The organism is Nocardia sp. NPDC059236 (genome assembly GCF_042754085.1).
Classification (GTDB): Bacteria; Actinomycetota; Actinomycetes; order Mycobacteriales; family Mycobacteriaceae; genus Nocardia.
This window is the reverse complement of sequence record NZ_JBHZAF010000003.1, coordinates 89244-106238: the sequence shown is the minus strand read 5'-3', so window position 1 is coordinate 106238 and position 16995 is coordinate 89244. Positions and strand designations below refer to the sequence as shown.

At 68.4% G+C, this 16995-nt stretch carries 17 protein-coding genes and 1 tRNA gene; 7 read left to right on the top strand and 11 right to left on the bottom strand.

What is annotated here, in order from left to right:
- Window positions 1-3: 3 nt before the first annotated feature.
- The 3 genes from ACFXIV_RS09670 to ACFXIV_RS09660 all read right to left on the bottom strand — a co-directional run bounded on the left by ACFXIV_RS09670 (window position 4) and on the right by ACFXIV_RS09660 (window position 3520).
- Complete coding sequence (locus tag ACFXIV_RS09670; protein WP_379397554.1) at window positions 4-1650, bottom strand: fatty acyl-AMP ligase; 1647 nt, start codon at window positions 1648-1650, stop codon at window positions 4-6.
- 87 nt (window positions 1651-1737) lie between these two features.
- The gene (locus tag ACFXIV_RS09665) at window positions 1738-2925 is read right to left on the bottom strand and encodes an aminotransferase class V-fold PLP-dependent enzyme (protein WP_379397556.1); all 1188 of its coding nucleotides are present in this window, start codon (window positions 2923-2925) and stop codon (window positions 1738-1740) included.
- A gap of 46 nt (window positions 2926-2971) precedes the next feature.
- Window positions 2972-3520 (bottom strand): TetR-like C-terminal domain-containing protein, encoded by a 549-nt coding sequence (locus ACFXIV_RS09660; RefSeq protein WP_379397558.1) that lies wholly within the window; start codon window positions 3518-3520, stop codon window positions 2972-2974.
- Between ACFXIV_RS09660 and ACFXIV_RS09655 the strand changes: the two genes are divergently transcribed.
- The 5 genes from ACFXIV_RS09655 (at window position 3431) to egtD (ending at window position 8757) form a co-directional block, all read left to right on the top strand.
- A complete protein-coding gene (locus ACFXIV_RS09655; RefSeq protein ID WP_379421237.1) occupies window positions 3431-3943 on the top strand; it encodes a zinc-binding dehydrogenase in 513 nt (170 codons plus the stop codon). The two genes, ACFXIV_RS09660 and ACFXIV_RS09655, sit on opposite strands and share 90 nt — an antisense overlap.
- A gap of 134 nt (window positions 3944-4077) precedes the next feature.
- Window positions 4078-5370, top strand: a complete 1293-nt coding sequence (gene egtA, locus ACFXIV_RS09650) for an ergothioneine biosynthesis glutamate--cysteine ligase EgtA (protein WP_379397562.1) — start codon at window positions 4078-4080, stop codon at window positions 5368-5370.
- Entirely contained in the window at window positions 5367-6710 is a 1344-nt protein-coding gene (egtB, locus tag ACFXIV_RS09645) for an ergothioneine biosynthesis protein EgtB (protein WP_379397563.1), read from the top strand. Before egtA ends, egtB begins: the two co-directional genes overlap by 4 nt.
- Complete coding sequence (locus ACFXIV_RS09640; protein ID WP_379397564.1) at window positions 6710-7789, top strand: ergothioneine biosynthesis protein EgtC; 1080 nt, start codon at window positions 6710-6712, stop codon at window positions 7787-7789. Before egtB ends, ACFXIV_RS09640 begins: the two co-directional genes overlap by 1 nt.
- The gene (egtD, locus tag ACFXIV_RS09635) at window positions 7786-8757 is read left to right on the top strand and encodes an L-histidine N(alpha)-methyltransferase (RefSeq protein ID WP_379397566.1); all 972 of its coding nucleotides are present in this window, start codon (window positions 7786-7788) and stop codon (window positions 8755-8757) included. Before ACFXIV_RS09640 ends, egtD begins: the two co-directional genes overlap by 4 nt.
- A gap of 41 nt (window positions 8758-8798) precedes the next feature.
- Here egtD and ACFXIV_RS09630 read toward each other — a convergent pair whose 3' ends face one another.
- The 6 genes from ACFXIV_RS09630 to ACFXIV_RS09605 all read right to left on the bottom strand — a co-directional run bounded on the left by ACFXIV_RS09630 (window position 8799) and on the right by ACFXIV_RS09605 (window position 13430).
- Window positions 8799-9437 (bottom strand): DUF2461 domain-containing protein, encoded by a 639-nt coding sequence (locus tag ACFXIV_RS09630; protein ID WP_379397568.1) that lies wholly within the window; start codon window positions 9435-9437, stop codon window positions 8799-8801.
- 1 nt (window position 9438) lies between these two features.
- Window positions 9439-10176, bottom strand: coding sequence for a hypothetical protein (locus tag ACFXIV_RS09625; RefSeq protein WP_379397570.1), 738 nt, complete (start codon window positions 10174-10176; stop codon window positions 9439-9441).
- A 68-nt stretch (window positions 10177-10244) separates the two neighbouring features.
- The gene (locus ACFXIV_RS09620) at window positions 10245-10577 is read right to left on the bottom strand and encodes a hypothetical protein (protein ID WP_379397572.1); all 333 of its coding nucleotides are present in this window, start codon (window positions 10575-10577) and stop codon (window positions 10245-10247) included.
- A gap of 179 nt (window positions 10578-10756) precedes the next feature.
- Complete coding sequence (locus ACFXIV_RS09615; protein WP_379397574.1) at window positions 10757-11737, bottom strand: ribose-phosphate diphosphokinase; 981 nt, start codon at window positions 11735-11737, stop codon at window positions 10757-10759.
- Complete coding sequence (gene glmU, locus ACFXIV_RS09610; RefSeq protein WP_379397576.1) at window positions 11734-13236, bottom strand: bifunctional UDP-N-acetylglucosamine diphosphorylase/glucosamine-1-phosphate N-acetyltransferase GlmU; 1503 nt, start codon at window positions 13234-13236, stop codon at window positions 11734-11736. Before glmU ends, ACFXIV_RS09615 begins: the two co-directional genes overlap by 4 nt.
- Before the next feature lie 123 nt (window positions 13237-13359).
- Window positions 13360-13430, bottom strand: a tRNA-Gln gene (locus tag ACFXIV_RS09605).
- A gap of 206 nt (window positions 13431-13636) precedes the next feature.
- Here ACFXIV_RS09605 and ACFXIV_RS09600 point away from each other — a divergent pair.
- Together ACFXIV_RS09600 and ACFXIV_RS09595 are read left to right on the top strand one after the other, a co-directional pair.
- Entirely contained in the window at window positions 13637-14251 is a 615-nt protein-coding gene (locus ACFXIV_RS09600) for a TetR/AcrR family transcriptional regulator (protein WP_354836545.1), read from the top strand.
- A gap of 229 nt (window positions 14252-14480) precedes the next feature.
- Window positions 14481-15128, top strand: a complete 648-nt coding sequence (locus ACFXIV_RS09595) for a TetR family transcriptional regulator (RefSeq protein ID WP_379421236.1) — start codon at window positions 14481-14483, stop codon at window positions 15126-15128.
- 90 nt (window positions 15129-15218) lie between these two features.
- Here the strand turns inward: ACFXIV_RS09595 and ACFXIV_RS09590 are convergent, their stop codons facing one another.
- Window positions 15219-16346, bottom strand: a complete 1128-nt coding sequence (locus ACFXIV_RS09590; protein ID WP_379397578.1) for a hypothetical protein — start codon at window positions 16344-16346, stop codon at window positions 15219-15221.
- A 131-nt stretch (window positions 16347-16477) separates the two neighbouring features.
- Entirely contained in the window at window positions 16478-16870 is a 393-nt protein-coding gene (locus tag ACFXIV_RS09585) for a DUF1801 domain-containing protein (protein WP_379397580.1), read from the bottom strand.
- Window positions 16871-16995 lie beyond the last annotated feature (125 nt).

Sequence of the window (16995 nt, the reverse complement as noted above, 5' to 3'; positions counted from 1 at the left end):
GGTTCAGCCGAGGTGGGTGGCGGTGGCCGAGCGCCGGAGCTTGCCGGAGGAGGTCTTGGGCAACGCGCCCGGGCCGAGAACGGTCACGCTGCGGGGACGGACCCCGACCTCGAAGAAGACCGCGTGCACGATGTCGTGCTCGATGCGGTGGACCTCCTCGGGATTCTGGTGATCGTTGGATTCGACCACGACGGCGAAGCTTTCGCGTTTCTGCCCGGCGTCGAGGCGTACGGCCACCGCATTGCCGGGGCGAACTCCCTTGACGCGCAGGGCCGCTCGCTCGACGTCGGTGGGGAAGATATTGCGGCCCGCCATGATGATGACGTCCTTGATGCGGCCGCACACCACCACCAGCCCGTCGTCGGTGAAGTAGCCGAGGTCGCCGGTGTCGAGCCAGCCCTGCGGGTCCTGCGCGCCGCGAAAGCCGTCCACCGTGAGGTAGCCGGATGTGACTGCGGGGCCGCGTAATTCGATGACGCCGACGCTGCGCACCGGGAGGGCCCGGCGCTCGGCGTCCACGATCCGGCCCTCGAGGTTGTCGACCAGGTAGCCGAGGGTCGGCAGCCGGCGCACGCCGCCGTGATGGTGTTCCGGATCGCGGATGGGGACGGCCTTGCCGAGGGCCTCCAGCAGGTCGGCGTCGACGACGTCGAGGACCTGGCCGAGGCCCGGATCGGGGATGGAGACCGCGAGGGTGGTCTCGGCCATGCCGTAGACGGGGGTGAGGGCCATGGGGTTGAGGCCGAAGCGTTTTCCGGCCTCGGCGAGGGCGTCCATGGTGTCGGCCTCGACGGGTTCCGCGCCGTTCCACATGTAGCGGACACTGCTCAGATCGACCGACCCGTCGGCCGCGTTGCGCAGTCGGCGGGCCAGCAGCGAATACGCGAAATTCGGTGCGGCGGTGACGGTTCCGCGATATTTCGAGATCAACTCGGCCCACAGGATGGGGCGGGTCAGGAAGTCCAGCGGGGTCACGCACACCACTTCCGCACCGAATTGCATGGGCACGCTGAGGAATCCGACCATGCCCATGTCGTGGAACAGCGGCAGCCAGCTGATCATCACGTCGTCGTCGAGCTGGAACTTCACCCGATCGAACATGGCGTGGGCATTGACGAAGAAGTTGCCGTGCGTGATCTGCACCGCCTTGGGCGACCCGGTGGATCCGGATGTCAACTGCTGCAGGGCGATATCGTCCTCGCCGGTCGGCACCGGCTCGATCGGCTCGCCCGTGCGCATGGCCGCGATGGTCACCACCGCGATACCGCGTTCGCGCAGCAGCGGTTCCGCGATCTCGAACGGCGCGCCCAGAATGACCGCCCGCGCCTGGATCATGCCCAGCACGGTCTCGGTATCGTGCACCCAGACCTGCAGATCGGTGCGCGGGGTCGGCTGGTGCAGCATGGTGATCGAGGCGCCGCGCATCCACACCGCCTGGCAGGCGGGCGCGATGTCCACCGGCATGCCGGCCAGCACGCCCACCGCGTCGCCCGGGCCGATCCCGGCGGCGGCCAGGCCGCCGGCCATCCGGCGGGCGATGTCATGGATCCGGCCCCAGTCGTGCCGTACCGGCGCATCCGGTTCGCCGGTCACCAGCCCTCTCCGGGAAACGCGGGCGGTGGCATACATTTCGTCGGTGAATCGGCTCACGATCGACTCCTCAAACGCCGAACCAGCACCTCAAATAATCCCGCGCCCGGTGCGGGCTGTTAAGCGTTTCGGAGTTTTGGGCGGCGGTCAGGCGAAGGTCCTGACCGCCCCGACGAAGCGATCCAGGTCCTGGTAGTCGACGAAGCAGTGCGGGGAGGCACGGACCACCGAGTTCAGTTCTCTGGCGGTCATATCGAGCAGTGTGGAGCCGCGGTGGCTGACCGTCACCGTGATGGCCTCGGCGGCCAGCCGATCGCGCACCTGGACCGGTTCCAGGCCGTCGACGGTGAAGGACACGATGCCCGCGTGCTGGATGCCCCGGTCGCGCACCTCGACGCCGGGAATCTCCTGCAGGGCCTTGCGCAGGTACTCGGCGCGTTCGGCTATCGCCGCGTACACCTGCGCCGGACCCAGGTCGAGCAGGTAGCGCACGGCCGCGCCCAGCGCGAGGCGGCTCGCGACCGAGCATTCCCAGAATTCGAAGCGGCCGGCGTCCGGGGAGAGCACGTAGTCGTCGGGGGCGATCCACTCGGCGCTGTGCAGGTCGAGCCGGCCGGGCTCGAGACTCAGCGCCAGGTCCGGCCGTACATATAGAAATCCGGTGCCACGCGGGCCGCGCAGCCACTTGCGGCCGGTGGCGGACAGCGCGTCCACGTCGAGTTCGGCGACATCGAGCGGCAGCTGACCGGCCGACTGACACGCGTCCAGCAGCGCCAGCGCACCCACCCGGTGCGCGATGCGGGCGGCCTCGGCGACCGGGTTCACCAGGCCGCCATTGGTCGGAACATGTACCAGCGACACCAGTTTCACGCGCTCGTCGATCATGGCGTCCAGGGCGTCGAGGTCGAGCTGCCCGCTACCGTCGCTGGGAATGGCCTCCACGACCGCGCCGGTCTGCCGGGCGCGCTGCAGGGCCGCGATGGCATTGCTGCCGTAATCCACGCCGGAGATCAGGATGCGGTCGCCGGGGCTCAGCGGGACCGAGTAGAAGAAGTCGCTCCAGGAGCGGCTGGCGCTGTCGCTGAGGGCCAGCGCGGCCGGGTCGGCATTGATCAGTTCGGCAATGGCCGTCTTGACGCCGTGCAGCTCGTCGATGCGCTCGTTGGCGGCGCGGTAGCCACCGATCTCGGCCTCGCGCCGCAGGTGGTCGATAGCGGTGTCGACGACGATCCGCGGGGGGAGCGAGGACCCGGCGCTGTCGAGAAAGACCTGATTCCGGCACCCCGGCGTGTCGGCGCGCAGACGGGCGATGTCCAGTGTGGCGTTGTCTCTCACACGTTCGACCCTATCCACCGCGTCGAGCGCCCACCGGGGAGCCGCGCTACCCCGTTGCGCCGCCTGCGGTTTCGAGCACCGCGCCGATCAGCGGCGCCGAGCGCTCGGCGAGCTCCGCGGGTGGGTACGGCCGGTCGTCGTCGAGCCACCACACGATGGATTGCATGAACATCGCCGACACGACGGCCGGCGCCAGGGCGTCACCGCCCTGCCCTGGCAGATGCTCGCTGACCATGGCCGCCACCGCCGCGCGCATGCGGTCGGCGAACCACGGGCTGCCGCGACGGCCCAGCAGCGCGCCGTACAACCGGTGATAGGCCTCGATGTGGGCGAGGAATTCCTGCCAGCGCTGCCCGGGCGGCCGATCGCTGCCGGCCGCGGTCAGCTCGGCGAACGCCTCGTCGAAGATCTGCTCGACCAGCTGGCCCGCGGGCTGCTGTCCGCCATGGGGGTACGCGCGGGTGAGACGGTGCTCGTCACCGCGGCGGCGGGCCGGATCGGATCGGTGCTGGTGCAGTCGGCACGGGCGGCCGGAGCCGTGATCGGTGCGGTGAGCGGCGAGAAGGTGCCCGCGGCAGCGGATTTCGGTGCGCACACGGTGGTCGATTACACGGTCGCGGACTGGCCGGAGCGGGTCCGGGAGCTGACCGGCGGGCGCGGTGCCGACGTCGTGCTGGACGCGGTCGGCGGCGCGGTCGGCGAGGCGGCGTTGACGGTGGCTGCGGACGGTGGCGGGCGAATCGGTCTGTACGGATTCGCCTCCGGCGCCTGGCCGCGGCTGGACGCGCTCACCCTGGGCACGCGTGGGCTGACCGTCAGCGGGCCGCTCAGGATCGTCTTCCGCAGATCCGACGCCGAGCAGCGCGGCGATGCCGAATGGGCATTGGCCGCGGCGGGCCGTGGTGAGCTGAGGCCCCGGATCCATGCCCGCCATCCGCTGGGACGGGCCGCGGATGCCCACCGTGAGCTGGAGGAACGCCGCAATGTCGGGGCCATCCTGCTCTCGGTGCGGCCCTGATCGCAGGATGGGGAATCGGCTGTTCCTCTGCAGGCGTTCTCCTTTTCGTCAGATTTGTTGTCACAGTCGCTCGCTACTCTTGTTTGGGTCGCCGTGCGATCCCCGGCGGCGACCGCATCAGACGGAGGTTGGCAATGGCTGTCACGGCGTCACCGACCGATGTGCTGCACAGTGGCCTGGCCGAATCGGACCCGGGCGGCGAATTCACGTCACGCGCCGCCGCCGAGGCTTATGTCGGAAAAGTCTGTTTCAAACAGGGCCCACCGCTGCTCATCGGCGCCGAACTGGAGTGGCTCACCGCGCAGGGTGAACTTTCGGCGACCAACTCGCGTCCGGACCTCAGGGTCCTCGCGGACGCTCTCGGACCACATGCGCCACGGTCCATTTCCCCCGATTCCCCGGCCGTTCCATTGCCGGGAGGCAGCCGGGTCACCCTCGAACCCGGCGGTCAGATCGAACTGTCCAGCGCCCCGTTCGGCACCGCCGCCGAACTGTGCGAGCGCTTGCGGGCAGACACGATACGCCTGCGGGAGCTGCTCGAATCCCGCGAAATCCGAACTATTTCCGCTGCCGCCGATACAACTCGGCGGCCGCTTCGTGTGCTGCAGCTGCCGCGCTACCGGGCCATGGAGCGGTCCTTCGCCGGCATCGGCCCGTTCGGCGCGCTCATGATGTGCAATACCGCCGCCACCCAGGTGAGCGTCGACGCGGGCGCGAATCCCGCCGAGATCGCCGCCCGCTGGCAGGTCCTGTATGCCGTCGGTCCCGCCCTGCTGGCCGCTTTCGCCTGCTCACCGGGGCTGCACACCGCCCCGCCCGGCGACTGGGCCTCCCAGCGCATGCGGGCCTGGCAGCGGCTCGACCCGCTCCGCACCCGGCCGCCCGTGCACGACTGGGCCGACCCTATCACCGGGTACGCGCGCTGGGCGCTGGACGTGCCGCTGCTGTGCGTGCGGTCGATGGACCCGCAGGCCGATGACTGGTCGGCCCCGCCCGGTGCCACCTTCGCCGACTGGCTGTGCGGGGCGCTGGACGAGGAGATCGGCCGCCGCCCGGACCGGGCGGATCTGGACTATCACCTCACCACCCTGTTCCCGCCGGTCCGCGCGGCCGGGCACCTCGAGGTCCGCTACCTCGACACGCAGCCGGGCGACGGGTGGTCGGTGCCGGTGCATGCCATCGACGCGCTGCTGTCCGATCCCGGAACCATCACGGAGGCAACGGCTCTGGCCGCCTCCACCGCGGATCTCTGGTCCGAATCCGCCCGCCGCGGGCTGGCCGACGCGGAGCTGCGGGCAGCCGCGGTCGCCCTGCTCGACCTGGCCACCGCGCATGCCGGCACTCCCGAGGCGGCCAAGGAATTGGCTGCCGCCGCCGACCGATGTCGCAGCGGCCGCACCCCGACAGAATCGGAAGTTCTCTCATGACTGTTCAGCATCTGCCGGGATCGGATCGGGCGGAGACCGAGGCGTTGCGCGGACGAATCGCGGACGCGCTCGAGCGGGCGCGCCGGCGGACCATCGGACTGACCGAGTGCGTCGACGAGGCCGAACTGGTCGCGCAGCACTCGCGACTGATGAGCCCGCTGGTCTGGGATCTCGCACACATCGGCAACCAGGAGGAACTCTGGTTGGTGCGCGATGTGGGCGGGCGGGAGCCCGTGCGGCAGGACATCGATCACCTCTACGACGCCTTCCGGCACGCCCGGGCGGACCGGCCCGCGCTGCCGCTGCTGGATCCGGCGCAGGCCCGCGACTATGTCGGCACCGTGCGGGACAAGGTGTGGGATGTGCTGGACCGCAGCCCCTTACGCGGCAATGACCTGGTCCACGACGGCTTCGCCTTCGGCATGATCGCCCAGCACGAGCAGCAGCACGACGAAACCATGCTCGCCACCCACCAGTTGCGGACCGGTGAAGCGGTGCTGTCCGCCCCGCCCACCCCCGCCGCGCGGGTGGCGGTCACCGGTGAAGTCGTCCTTCCCGCAGGCGAATTCATCATGGGCACCGACTCCGATCCCTGGGCCCTGGACAACGAGCGGCCCGCGCACCCGGTGCACGTCGACGCCTTCGCCATCGACGCCGCGCCCATCACCAACGAGCAGTATCTGGCCTTCGTCGACGACGGCGGCTACGAGCGGCCCGAGCTGTGGTCCGAGCGCGGCTGGGCGCACCGCGTGGAGGCCGGGCTGACGGCGCCCCAGTTCTGGGAGCAGGACGCCGGAGGGCGTTGGTGGCGTAGGGTTTTCGGCACCATGCAGCCGCTGCGCGCCCACCAGCCGGTGGTGCACGTCTGCTGGTTCGAGGCCGAGGCCTACGCGAACTGGGCGGGCAAGCGCCTGCCCACCGAGGCGGAATGGGAGAAGGCCGCCCGCTTCGATCCGGCCACCGGCCGGTCCCGCCGATACCCCTGGGGCGACATCGATCCCACCGAGGCCCTGGCGAATCTCGGCCAGCACCACCTGGAACCGGCCGATGTCGGGGCCTACCCCGCGGGGGCGTCCCCGGCCGGTGTCCATCAGCTGATCGGCGACGTCTGGGAGTGGACCGCTTCGGGTTTCGAGGCCTACCCGGGCTTCCGCGCCTTCCCGTACCGGGAATACTCCGAGGTCTTCTTCGGCGGCGACTACCGCGTCCTGCGCGGTGGTTCCTTCGGCGCCGACCAGGTCGCCTCCCGCGGCACCTTCCGCAACTGGGATCACCCGATCCGCCGTCAGATCTTCGCCGGCTTCCGCCTCGCCCGGGACCTGGGATCGGACGAGCGCTGATGTGCCGTCACCTCGCCTACCTGGGCCCACCCACCCCGGTAGGGGTTCTCCTGACCCGGGGCCCGAATTCCCTGCGCACCCAATCCTGGGCCCCGCGCGACATGCGCGGCGGCGGCACCATCAACGCCGACGGTTTCGGCGTCGCCTGGTGGCACCACCCCGATGCCGCCGCTCCCGACCACGGACCCGGCGTCATCTGGCACGGCGGCACGGCGGCGGATATCCGGGCTGCGGCGGAAACCGTCGGCGCTCAGACGGATCAGGCCGGATCCGGTGCCGCGGGGGCGGATCCGGTGGTCAGCCGGTATCGCAATGCGGCACCGATCTGGACGGATCCGGCGGTCGACGAGGTGTTGCCGCAGATCCGGTCCGGAGCAGTACTGGCCGCAATCCGTTCCGCCACAGTGGGAATGCCGGTGGAGCGAGCAGCCTGCGCCCCGTTCACCCACGGCCGCTGGGCCTTCAGCCACAACGGCGCGATCCCCGACTGGCGGCGGGCGCTGAGTGCGGTTGCCGCCGAGTTCGGTTCGCCACCGCTCCTGGAGGCAGAGTCCCTGACCGACTCCGCCGCCCTATGGGTGATCGTGCGCGGACTGCTCGAAGGTGGTGGCGACACCACTGCGCGCGTCGAGCATTCGGGCATCGGCGAATCGCGGAGTTTCGGCGCGACGGTGGCGTCCCGGTCGTCGATCAGTGTCACCTCGGCTTCCGGTGCAGCGCCGGAGGTTCGGACCTGGGGATCGGCCACGGCCTCGGACGGCTCGGCCGGCGCGGCGTTCCATGGTGCGGGGGCGAGAGATCCGGGGGAGGTATTGCGGCTGGTGATGGCGGCGGTGCTGGCGCGGTCGCCCCGCGCGCGGTTGAACTTGCTGATGGGGGATGGGGCGGGGATTTGGGGGACGACGTGGCATCACTCTTTGTCGGTGTTGGAGACCGACGGGTTCGTGTTGGTGGCCTCGGAACCGTTCGATGACGATCCGCGGTGGCGGCTGATTGCCGATCGGCAGCTGCTGAGCGTGCGGGACGGGCGGGTGTCGGTGGAACCACTGGATATCGAGATCGGAAGGGCTGGCTCATGACTGCAGCTACGCTGGAAATTCATCTGACCGAAGAGGATTTGACGACCGCGCTGCGCGCGGACGTGCGACAGGGGCTGAACGCGGAACCGAAGTGGTTGCCGCCCAAGTGGTTCTACGACGCACGCGGCAGCGAGCTGTTCGAGAAGATCACCGAACTGCCCGAGTACTACCCGACCCGCACCGAGCGGGCCCTGCTGGAACGGGTGGTCGGCGAGATCGCGCGGACCGCGCAGGCCGAGGTGCTGGTCGAGCTCGGCGCCGGATCGGCGGCGAAGACCCGGCTGTTGCTCAACGCGCTGCAGGCCGAGGGTCCGCTGAAGAGCTATGTGCCGCAGGATGTCTCGGTCTCGGCGCTGCGGATGGCGGCGGACGAGGTGGCCGCGGAGTTCCCCGGCCTGGGCGTCCACGGCGTGGTCAGCGATTTCACCGCCACCCTCGACAACCTGCCCGGCGGCGGCCGCCGCATGGTCGCCTTCCTGGGCGGCACCATCGGCAACCTGATCCCCGCCGAGCGCGCCGAATTCCTCGGCGGCATCCGGGATGTCCTGGAACCGGGCGAGCAGCTGCTGCTCGGCGCGGGCCTGGTCATCGACCCGGCGGTCCTGGTCCCCGCCTATGACGACGCCGCGGGTGTCACCGCGGAATTCAATCGCAATGTGCTGCATGTCCTGAACACCCGGCTGGGCGCGAATTTCGAACCGGAGAAGTTCAGGCACGTCGCGATCTGGGACGCCGAGCGGGAGTGGATCGAAATGCGCCTCGAGGCCACCGAGGCCATGTCCGTCCACATCCCGGAGCTCGACCTGACCGTCGATTTCGCGGTGGGCGAGCAGCTGCGCACCGAGATCTCCGCCAAGTTCCGCCGCGAGGTCCTCGAAAGCGAGCTGGACGCAGCCGGTTTCACCACCGAGCGGGTGTGGACCGATCCTGCCGAGCGGTTCGCCCTGGTGCTCGCGGAGCGCAGGTAGGCACAGTGCTCGCGGAACGCAGGTAGGTGTGCGGGCGGTGGCTACTTCTGCGCCGTCACCGCCGCCAGCCACTCGATGAGCGGTCGCATATCCTCCCACGCCGCCCGGACCTCCCGGGCGGCGCGCGGGGTGCTCAGCCACTTGGGTGCGCCGAAATCTCTGCCGGCGGTGAGGGATTTGTGCCGCAGCAGCTCGATGCGGGGGTGATCGATGTCGTAGCCCTTGGGTTTGGTCGCCAGCTTGTCCCCGCCGATCTGGTATCCGGCCGAGACGAGCTGTGCGATCAGCCCTTCCAGTTCCGCCCCGCGCACCTCGTCGTCGATGGCGACCCGCAGCGCGGTGAGCTGGGCGCTCTCGGCGGCGTACATGCCGCCCCCTACCCGCAGTCCGGCCGCGCTGATCTGGACGTACCAGCCGGAGTACTGCGCGCTGTACACCACCGCGCCCTGATGGTTCTTGTAGGGCGACTTGTCCTTGGCGAAGCGCACATCCCGGTACGGCCGGAAGATCTTGGCCTCGCCGAAGTCCGGTTCCAGCTCGGTGACAAGGGCTTTCATCGGATCCCGGACGGACTTCTCCCATACCTGCTTGTGGGCGTTCCAGAAGGTCCTGCTGTTGTCGGCTTCCAGATCCTCGTAGAAGTCGAGTCCGGCGAGCGGGAATCCGGTGAATGCGGTCATGTCAATTAGTGTTCGGCATGACCCCGGAGCCGTAGATCGCGACCCCGATGATGATGCCCAGCACCAGCGCCACCCCGGAGGCGACCGCGGCCCACTTGCCCAGCGGCTCGCCCTTGCCGTGCCCGATCACGCCGAGCACGATGCCCGCGATGCCGAACAGCGGCGGACAGAAGATGAGCGCGATGACCGCGCAGACGAATCCGATGATCGAGAAGGTCTGCGGCCCGCTGCGCGGCGGCGGCGCACCGAAATTCGCGCCACCGGGATACGGCTGATACGGCTGCCCGTAGGGCTGCTGACCGTACGGCTGCTGACCGGGTCCGAACTGCTGCGGGTACGGCGGCTGCGCACCCTGGGGGTAAGAAGGCTGCGAACCCTGAGGGGAGGGAGCGTTCGGGTAGGGCGGAAACCCGCCGCCCGGGTAGGCGGCCGGTGGCTGATCGCCCTGTGGCGGGTATCCGTACACCCCGCCCGCCGGGTACTGCGGCTGGGCCGGTGGCGGCTCGAACTGCGCGGCCGGATCGAACTGCGTGGGGTCGGGCTGACCGGGAGGCGGGGGAGTGCCCGGGATGTACCGGAAGGTGATGTCGTCCTCGGGAGGTTCGTCGGTGGGCCGAGCGCCCGAGGCGTCCTCCGGCGTGTCCGACGCTGGCGTGTCGGATTCCTTCTTGAACATATCGGCCGGTCCGGTGCCGGATTCGTCTGACGGCTTGCCGGGCTCGTGCGGCGGCGTGCTCATCGCGCCCTCCTCGATCGTGGTGTGCGTCTTCAGGGATATCCCTCTGCGGGACGTGCTACGCAACAGTCCTAATCGCCGAGTTCCTCCACGATGTCCATGGCGGCGACCTCCGCGGGCCGGTCGTCCTCGGCCACGAACTCCTCGCGCTGCCGCCGGCGGCTCCACTCCTGGTCCAGTTCGGCTCCGATGCCGAGCCTGCCGGTGTCGTCGTTCTCGCGATTGCGGATGATGAGGTCCTCGGGCGGATCGGTGATGAACCGCGTGTACTCGCGGATCTCGTCTTCCTGATCGTCGTCGCCGAGGTCGTAGTCGAGGTTGTCGACATCGCTGTCGAAGACCTGATCGGTGTCGAAGATCTCGTCCATGACGCGGGCATCGTCCTCGTCGGGCCGGCCGGCCATTCGGCACCACCTCTCCGCGCAGTCAGCGCACCAGTAGCAACCCTGAGTTCGATCCAACGCTACCGCTTGCCTTCAGAAACGGACATCCATTGCCATCCCCATTTCACGCAAGAGCACCCCTCCCGTGCAGCGGGAGGGGTGCTCTTGCGTGTGTTCTTCGGGCTGAGCTACGAAGCCGGTTATGCGTTCCCGTTGAAAAGGCCGGTGACGGAACCGTTTTCGAAGACCTCGCGGATGGTCTGTGCCAGCAGCGGGGCGATCGACAGCACGGTCAGCGTCGGGAACTTCTTGGCCTCGTCGATCGGCAGGGTGTTGGTCACCACGACCTCCTTGGCCCCGCAGCTGGCGAGACGCTCGGCGGCCGGGTCGGACAGGATGCCGTGGGTGGCGGCGATGACCACGTCGCCCGCGCCGGCCTGCTTCAGCACCTTGACCGCGCCGGCGATGGTGCCACCGGTGTCGATCATGTCGTCGATCAGGATGCAGGTGCGGCCCTCGACCTCACCGACCACGCGGTTGGAGACGGTCTGGTTGGGGACCAGCGGGTCGCGGGTCTTGTGGATGAACGCCATCGGCGCGTCCGCCAGCGAGTTGGCCCACTTCTCGGCGACCTTCACGCGGCCGGCGTCGGGGGAGACGACCGTGATGTTGGACAGGTCGTAGTTGTTGCGGATGTGCTCGGCCAGCTGCACCTGCGCGTGCATGTGATCGACCGGGCCGTCGAAGAAGCCCTGGATCTGATCGGTGTGCAGGTCGATGGTGATGATGCGGTCCGCGCCCGCGGTCTTGAGCAGGTCCGCGATCAGGCGGGCCGAGATGGGCTCGCGGCCGCGGTGCTTCTTGTCCTGACGGGCGTAGGGGTAGAAGGGCAGCACCGAGGTGATGCGCTTGGCCGAACCGCGCTTGAGTGCGTCGATCATGATCAGGTGCTCCATGACCCACTGGTTCAGCGGGGCCGGGAAGCTCTGCAGCACGAAAGCGTCGGAGCCGCGCACCGATTCCTCGAACCGGACGAAGGTCTCACCGTTAGCGAAGTCGCGCGCGGTCTGGGGAGTGACGTGAACGTTGAGTTCTTTGGCCACCGCCTCGGCGAGCTCAGGATGAGCGCGCCCCGAGAACAGCATCAGATTCTTCTGGTTATCGGTAGAGAACGCGGTCACTGACGTTCGCCATCCTTTTGCTCGTTGGATATCTCGGTGGTTCCCGGCGGATCCGGGAGAGCCGCGAGCGCCGCTTCGGCCGCGCGGGCTGCGTCGGTGCCGGGGCGATTGCGCTGCACCCAGCCTTCAATGTTGCGTTGTGCTCCACCCGACACCGCGAGCGCTCCCGGGGGAACGCTTCTGCGCAGTACAGTACCCGCCGCCGAATACGCGCCGTCACCCACGGTGACCGGCGCGACGAACATGGTGTCGCTGCCCGTGCGCACGTGCGAGCCGACCGTGGTGTGGTGCTTCTTGACCCCGTCGTAATTGACGAAAACGCTGGAGGCGCCGATATTGCTGTATTCGCCGATGGTGGCGTCGCCGACATAGGTCAGGTGCGGGACCTTGGAGTGCGCGCCGATGGTGGCGTTCTTGGTCTCGACGAAGCCGCCGATCTTGCCCTCCGCGCCGAGCGAGGTGCCGGGCCGCAGATAGGCGAAGGGGCCGACGCTCGCGCCCGGGCCGATGCTCGACTTCTCGCCGTGCGTGCGCACCACCTTGGCGCCGTCGCCGACGGTCACGTCGGTGAGCGTGCAGTCCGGTCCGACCTCGGCGTCCTCGCCGATCACGGTGTCGCCCAACAGTTGTACGCCCGGCCGGATGACGGCGTCGCGGCCGATGACCACGTTCCCGTCGATCCAGGTGCTGCCCGGATCGATGATGGTGACCCCGGCGCGCATGTGCCGTTCCAGGATGTAGCGGTTGAGGGTGCGGGCCGCGCCGGCCAGCTGCACCCGATCGTTCACGCCGGTGACCTTGGCGGAATCGATCAGCCGCGCGCCGTGCACCGGATGTCCGGCCTCACGGGCCAGCTTGAGAACGTCGGTGAGGTACAGCTCGTGGCGGGCGTTAGCGGTATCGATGCGCGAGATCATGATTCGCAGCACGGCCGCGTCGAAGACGTAGACGCCGGAGTTGACCTCGGTGATGGCCGCCTGCGCCGGGCTGGCGTCGGCGTGCTCGACGATCTCCAGCACGTGACCCTGGGCGTCGCGCACGATGCGGCCGTAGCCGTTCGGGTCCTCGGGCTCGAAAGTCAGTACGGTGACTGCGGATCCGTCGGAGTAGCTGCGGTGCTCGTCGAGCAGCGCGTGCAGGGTGTGCCCGTCCAGCAGTGGCACGTCGGCGTAGGTGACGAGGACGTCTCCGTCGAAGTTCTCCGGCAGCGAGGTGAGCGCGCACTGCACGGCGTGCCCGGTACCGCGTTGTTCCTCCTGCACCGCCAGGGTGATCTGGCGGCCCAGTTCGGCTCCCACCTTGCCGACCGCGTCGCCGACCTGTTCGCGATCGTGACCGATCACGGTGATGAGCGCCGTCGGGTCGATCTCGTGCGCGGCATGCAGCGCGTGGGCGAGCATGCTCCGACCGGCGAGCGGGTGCAACACCTTGGGTGTCTTGGACCGCATTCGGGTTCCGGCTCCGGCGGCGAGAACGACGACGGCGGTCTGCTGTGGCATGGATCTCCCTCGGCTGCCGGTCATCGTGTGCTGAGTCAGGTTGTGCTGGGCCACAGTGGGTCAGCACCCACAGCGTGGTCAGCGATTTTGCGCGGGGCCCACCATATCGACCCTGCTCGTGAGCTCCGCCGCCAGGACTCGAACCTGGACAAACTGAACCAAAATCAGTTGTGCTGCCATTACACCACGGCGGATTGGCGCTTCATGCGGGTCTGATCCTCGCATGAAGTACGCCTCTACGTCGAACCGCTTACATAGATTCGAACGTGTCTGTCGATAGGCTACGTACGAATGCGCGGCGGCCCATGGCCCCGCACCCCCTGCAAAGGTGCTCGGGGGCAGGGTGAAAGGGCAGGTGGCGATGACGACGGGCGAGGGCTCCAAGCCGGCGCGGCCGCGCATGACCGGCACCCAGCGCCGCCAGCAGCTCATCGAGATCGGCCGGGCGCTGTTCGCCGAGCGGGGGTACGACGCCACCTCGATCGAGGAGATCGCGGCGCGGGCCCAGGTGTCGAAACCGGTGGTGTACGAGCACTTCGGCGGCAAGGAGGGGCTCTACGCCGTGGTGGTCGACCGGGAGATGTCGACGCTGCTGGAGATGATCACCTCCTCGCTCACCCAGAACCGTTCGCGGGTGCGGCTGGAGCAGGTGGCGCTGGCGTTGCTCACCTATATGGAGGAGCGCACCGACGGCTTCCGGATCCTCATGCGGGATCAGCCGGTGTCGGCCGCGGAGGGCACCTACTCGAGTCTGCTGAACGAGGCCGTGAATCAGGTGGCGCACATTCTGGCCGGGGATTTCGAGCGCCGCGGGCTGGACCCGACGCTGGCGACACTGTACGGGCAGGCGCTGGTGGGAATGGTTGCGACGGCGGCGACCTGGTGGCTGGACGAGCGCCAGCCATCCAAGGAAGTGGTGGCCGCGCACCTGGTGAACCTGTGCTGGAACGGCCTCACTCATTTGGAGGCGGAACCCCAGCTGGCGTCGGAATGGCCGAGCGGCAAGGGGTTATAGAACCCGGCGGTTTGAATTCAGGTCTGATATGTCTGTCCTAGCGGGGCAGAACTGGACAGTTAACCAGCGAATTGCGAAGGAGGACGGGTCGAATGCTCGAATCGACTGGCAGCACGCAGCCGGGTGGTACGGTTCACCCATCCTTCGAGTGCTGTTCGAACTGTGATGTCGGTCAACTTCGGGATATCGGTCTACTTCAGGATGGCTGGTTTGATGACAGGCGGCTCTGATGGCTAGGCAGGCGCGTGCGGAGATCACTCGCGATTCCGTGCTCGCGGGCGCGGCCGATGTCTTTCTGCGACTGGGCTACGCGAACGCGTCCCTGTCCGAGATCATCGCGCAGTCGAATGTGACCAAGGGCGCGTTGTACTTTCACTTCGGATCCAAGGAAGAACTGGCGCGCGCGGTCGTCGATCAGGGCAACGAGCGACTGGTCAGCGCATGCCAGGGATTCTTCGATCCGCGGGTGCCGGCGCTGGAGGCGTGCATCGGGATCACCTATGTGGTCGCCGACCTCACCATGAACGACCCGATGGTGGGCGCGATGCTCAAACTGACCCACCAGATCGGCGACTACCGCGGCGCGACCGGCGACAATATCGCCAAGACCTGGGGTGAGACGCACCGTTTGCTCGCCGAACGCGCGATCACCCAGGGGGATCTCAAACCCGACCTGGATCCCGACACCATCGGCATGCTGCTGCAGGAGATGACCACCGGCGTCCATATCGTCGCGGTCAGCACCGAGTCCATCGATCAGATGGCGACCCGCATGGAGCGGGCCTGTTACTTCCTGCTGCCGAGCATCGTGCCCGAGGAGAAGGTCGCCTACTTCCGCGAATTCGCGGCTCGGCGCCTGCGCCGCTACGTGCAGTGAGACTGTGCACGGTGCAGTGATGTGAGCACCGTGCGGTGCCGGTGAGCACGTAGCGAGCAGTGCTGTGGCGCAGCGGGTTTCGCGAATCGGCTACTTGAGCCCCGCCTGCCACTTGGTGAGCGCCTTGGTGAACAGGCGGTTGGCCTCGTCGGCGTGGTAGTCGTTGACGTTGGCGTTGTAGTCGAAGTACCAGATCTTGCCGCCCGACCGGCAGACATAGTGCAGGCCGCGGGCCTGGCCACCGCCGGCCGCCGTGGCGTCCATCTGGTAGCCGATGATCTCGTCGCCCACCGCCGGAATGTTCGAGATCTTCGTGTACACGATCTGCATGCCGTCGTAGATCACCGTCGGGCAATTGTCGGAGGCGTCCTTCTCCTCGTCGAATTCGCTCTGGATCTCGGTGGGGGTGCGGAACGCGACCGTCGTCGCCACCGAGGCGCCGCCGTAGCCGCCCTTCTGGGCGAACGCTGAGGTGGCCTTCGCCGCCGGTTTGGTCGCGGGCGGGGCGGCCTCCTTCTTCAGCTTCGCGGTGCAGTCCGGAGTCTCACCCGAGACCCGGGCCTCATCGGTGCCGTCGTTGGTCTGCTGCTCCTTCTTGGTGTCCTCGGTCCACCCGACCGGCAGGTCGTCGACCGCCAGCACCATCGCGGCCGGATCGCTCGTGCCGGCCCCGGTTTTGGTAGTGGCGGCCGCGCTCGATGTCTCCGCGGACTGGGCCTGTGTGCCGCCCGCATCATCCGGCCGCGTCGCCACCACAGCGATCACCGCACCCGCGACCACCACCGCGACCCCGGCCAGCGCCACCAGGATCATCCGATTCTTGTTGCGCCCCACCGGTTGTGTGACCACCGGCGGTTGTGCGCCGAACTGACCCGGTGCGCCGAAGGGCTGCTGCTGCGCGAATTGTCCTTGCGGCATACCGAACTGGCCCTGAGGGGAGCTGAACTGGCTCTGCGGCGAACCGAACCCCGGCGGCGGGAACCCGTGCTGCGGAACATCATGACCCGGTCCCGGGGCGAAGTGCTGGGGCTGTTCGAACTGCTGCTGAGGTTGCCCGAATTGCTGCTGCGACGGGAACCGGCCCTGCGGCGGAAACTGCGTCTGAGCCGGTTGCCCGTGCCACTGCTGGGTGGCTGCCCACTGGCCGTCCGGCTGCGGTGGATTGCTGTGGTGATCCGGTTGCCCGCCGGAGGGTGGCGCGGGTGGTGGTGTGGTCATGCAGTCCCCTGGATCCGGGCGTTCTGGTCACAGCGGGTCGAGCCCCGGACCTCCTCCCCGCGGGGACCATTGTTATCACAGGGCCCCGACGCCGGTAGGTCGGCGAAATCGGCGGCAGAGCCCGGGACGGGCTACTCGCCCTCGAGTTTTCGCCGGCCGCCTGCGCGGTTGTTGGCGATGATCTGCCGGAACATGGTGAGAAGGGCTGGAGCATTGAGGGTTTCGCCCTCCGCCACGGCGATCATGCGGGCGGTCTTGTTGTCGTGACCACCGGTGATGATGCCCTCGGGATCGGGCGCGATGGCCCCGTCGTAGAGGAAGATGTCGACGGCCTTCTTGGTGGCGAGCAGCGCGCAGATATTGCCGTCGAGCACGAAGTAGGGCCGGACCGTGCGTTTGATGGTCTCCTCGACCGCCGGGTCGGCCGCGTGCACGAGGTCGCGGACCTGGCCGCAGATGGCCTGTTGCCAGCCGGGCAGGGTGTCGATGTAGGCGTCCACTCGCGGATCGCTCGCATAGGACATTCCGCCATCCAAGCACGGCCGGGGCGCCCGGGGGCCAAGAAGCGTCTGCGTGCTGAAGCTGTCACAGCGGGTGACTAGACTCAGTTGGCTGTCTGAAACGCTGATCCGCGCCGAGGAGTCTGCCC

Excerpts from the sequence above, each read along its gene's own strand:
- egtB (WP_379397563.1), top strand. The coding sequence starts at position 5,367 with ATGACTGTTCAGCATCTGCCGGGATCGGATCGGGCGGAGACCGAGGCG.
- glmU (WP_379397576.1), bottom strand. The coding sequence starts at position 13,236 with ATGCCACAGCAGACCGCCGTCGTCGTTCTCGCCGCCGGAGCCGGAACC.
- ACFXIV_RS09640 (WP_379397564.1), top strand. The coding sequence starts at position 6,710 with ATGTGCCGTCACCTCGCCTACCTGGGCCCACCCACCCCGGTAGGGGTT.
- egtA (WP_379397562.1), top strand. The coding sequence starts at position 4,078 with ATGGCTGTCACGGCGTCACCGACCGATGTGCTGCACAGTGGCCTGGCC.
- ACFXIV_RS09630 (WP_379397568.1), bottom strand. The coding sequence starts at position 9,437 with ATGACCGCATTCACCGGATTCCCGCTCGCCGGACTCGACTTCTACGAG.
- ACFXIV_RS09625 (WP_379397570.1), bottom strand. The coding sequence starts at position 10,176 with ATGAGCACGCCGCCGCACGAGCCCGGCAAGCCGTCAGACGAATCCGGC.
- ACFXIV_RS09595 (WP_379421236.1), top strand. The coding sequence starts at position 14,481 with ATGGCTAGGCAGGCGCGTGCGGAGATCACTCGCGATTCCGTGCTCGCG.
- ACFXIV_RS09585 (WP_379397580.1), bottom strand. The coding sequence starts at position 16,870 with ATGTCCTATGCGAGCGATCCGCGAGTGGACGCCTACATCGACACCCTG.
- ACFXIV_RS09620 (WP_379397572.1), bottom strand. The coding sequence starts at position 10,577 with ATGGCCGGCCGGCCCGACGAGGACGATGCCCGCGTCATGGACGAGATC.
- ACFXIV_RS09590 (WP_379397578.1), bottom strand. The coding sequence starts at position 16,346 with ATGACCACACCACCACCCGCGCCACCCTCCGGCGGGCAACCGGATCAC.
- egtD (WP_379397566.1), top strand. The coding sequence starts at position 7,786 with ATGACTGCAGCTACGCTGGAAATTCATCTGACCGAAGAGGATTTGACG.
- ACFXIV_RS09600 (WP_354836545.1), top strand. The coding sequence starts at position 13,637 with ATGACCGGCACCCAGCGCCGCCAGCAGCTCATCGAGATCGGCCGGGCG.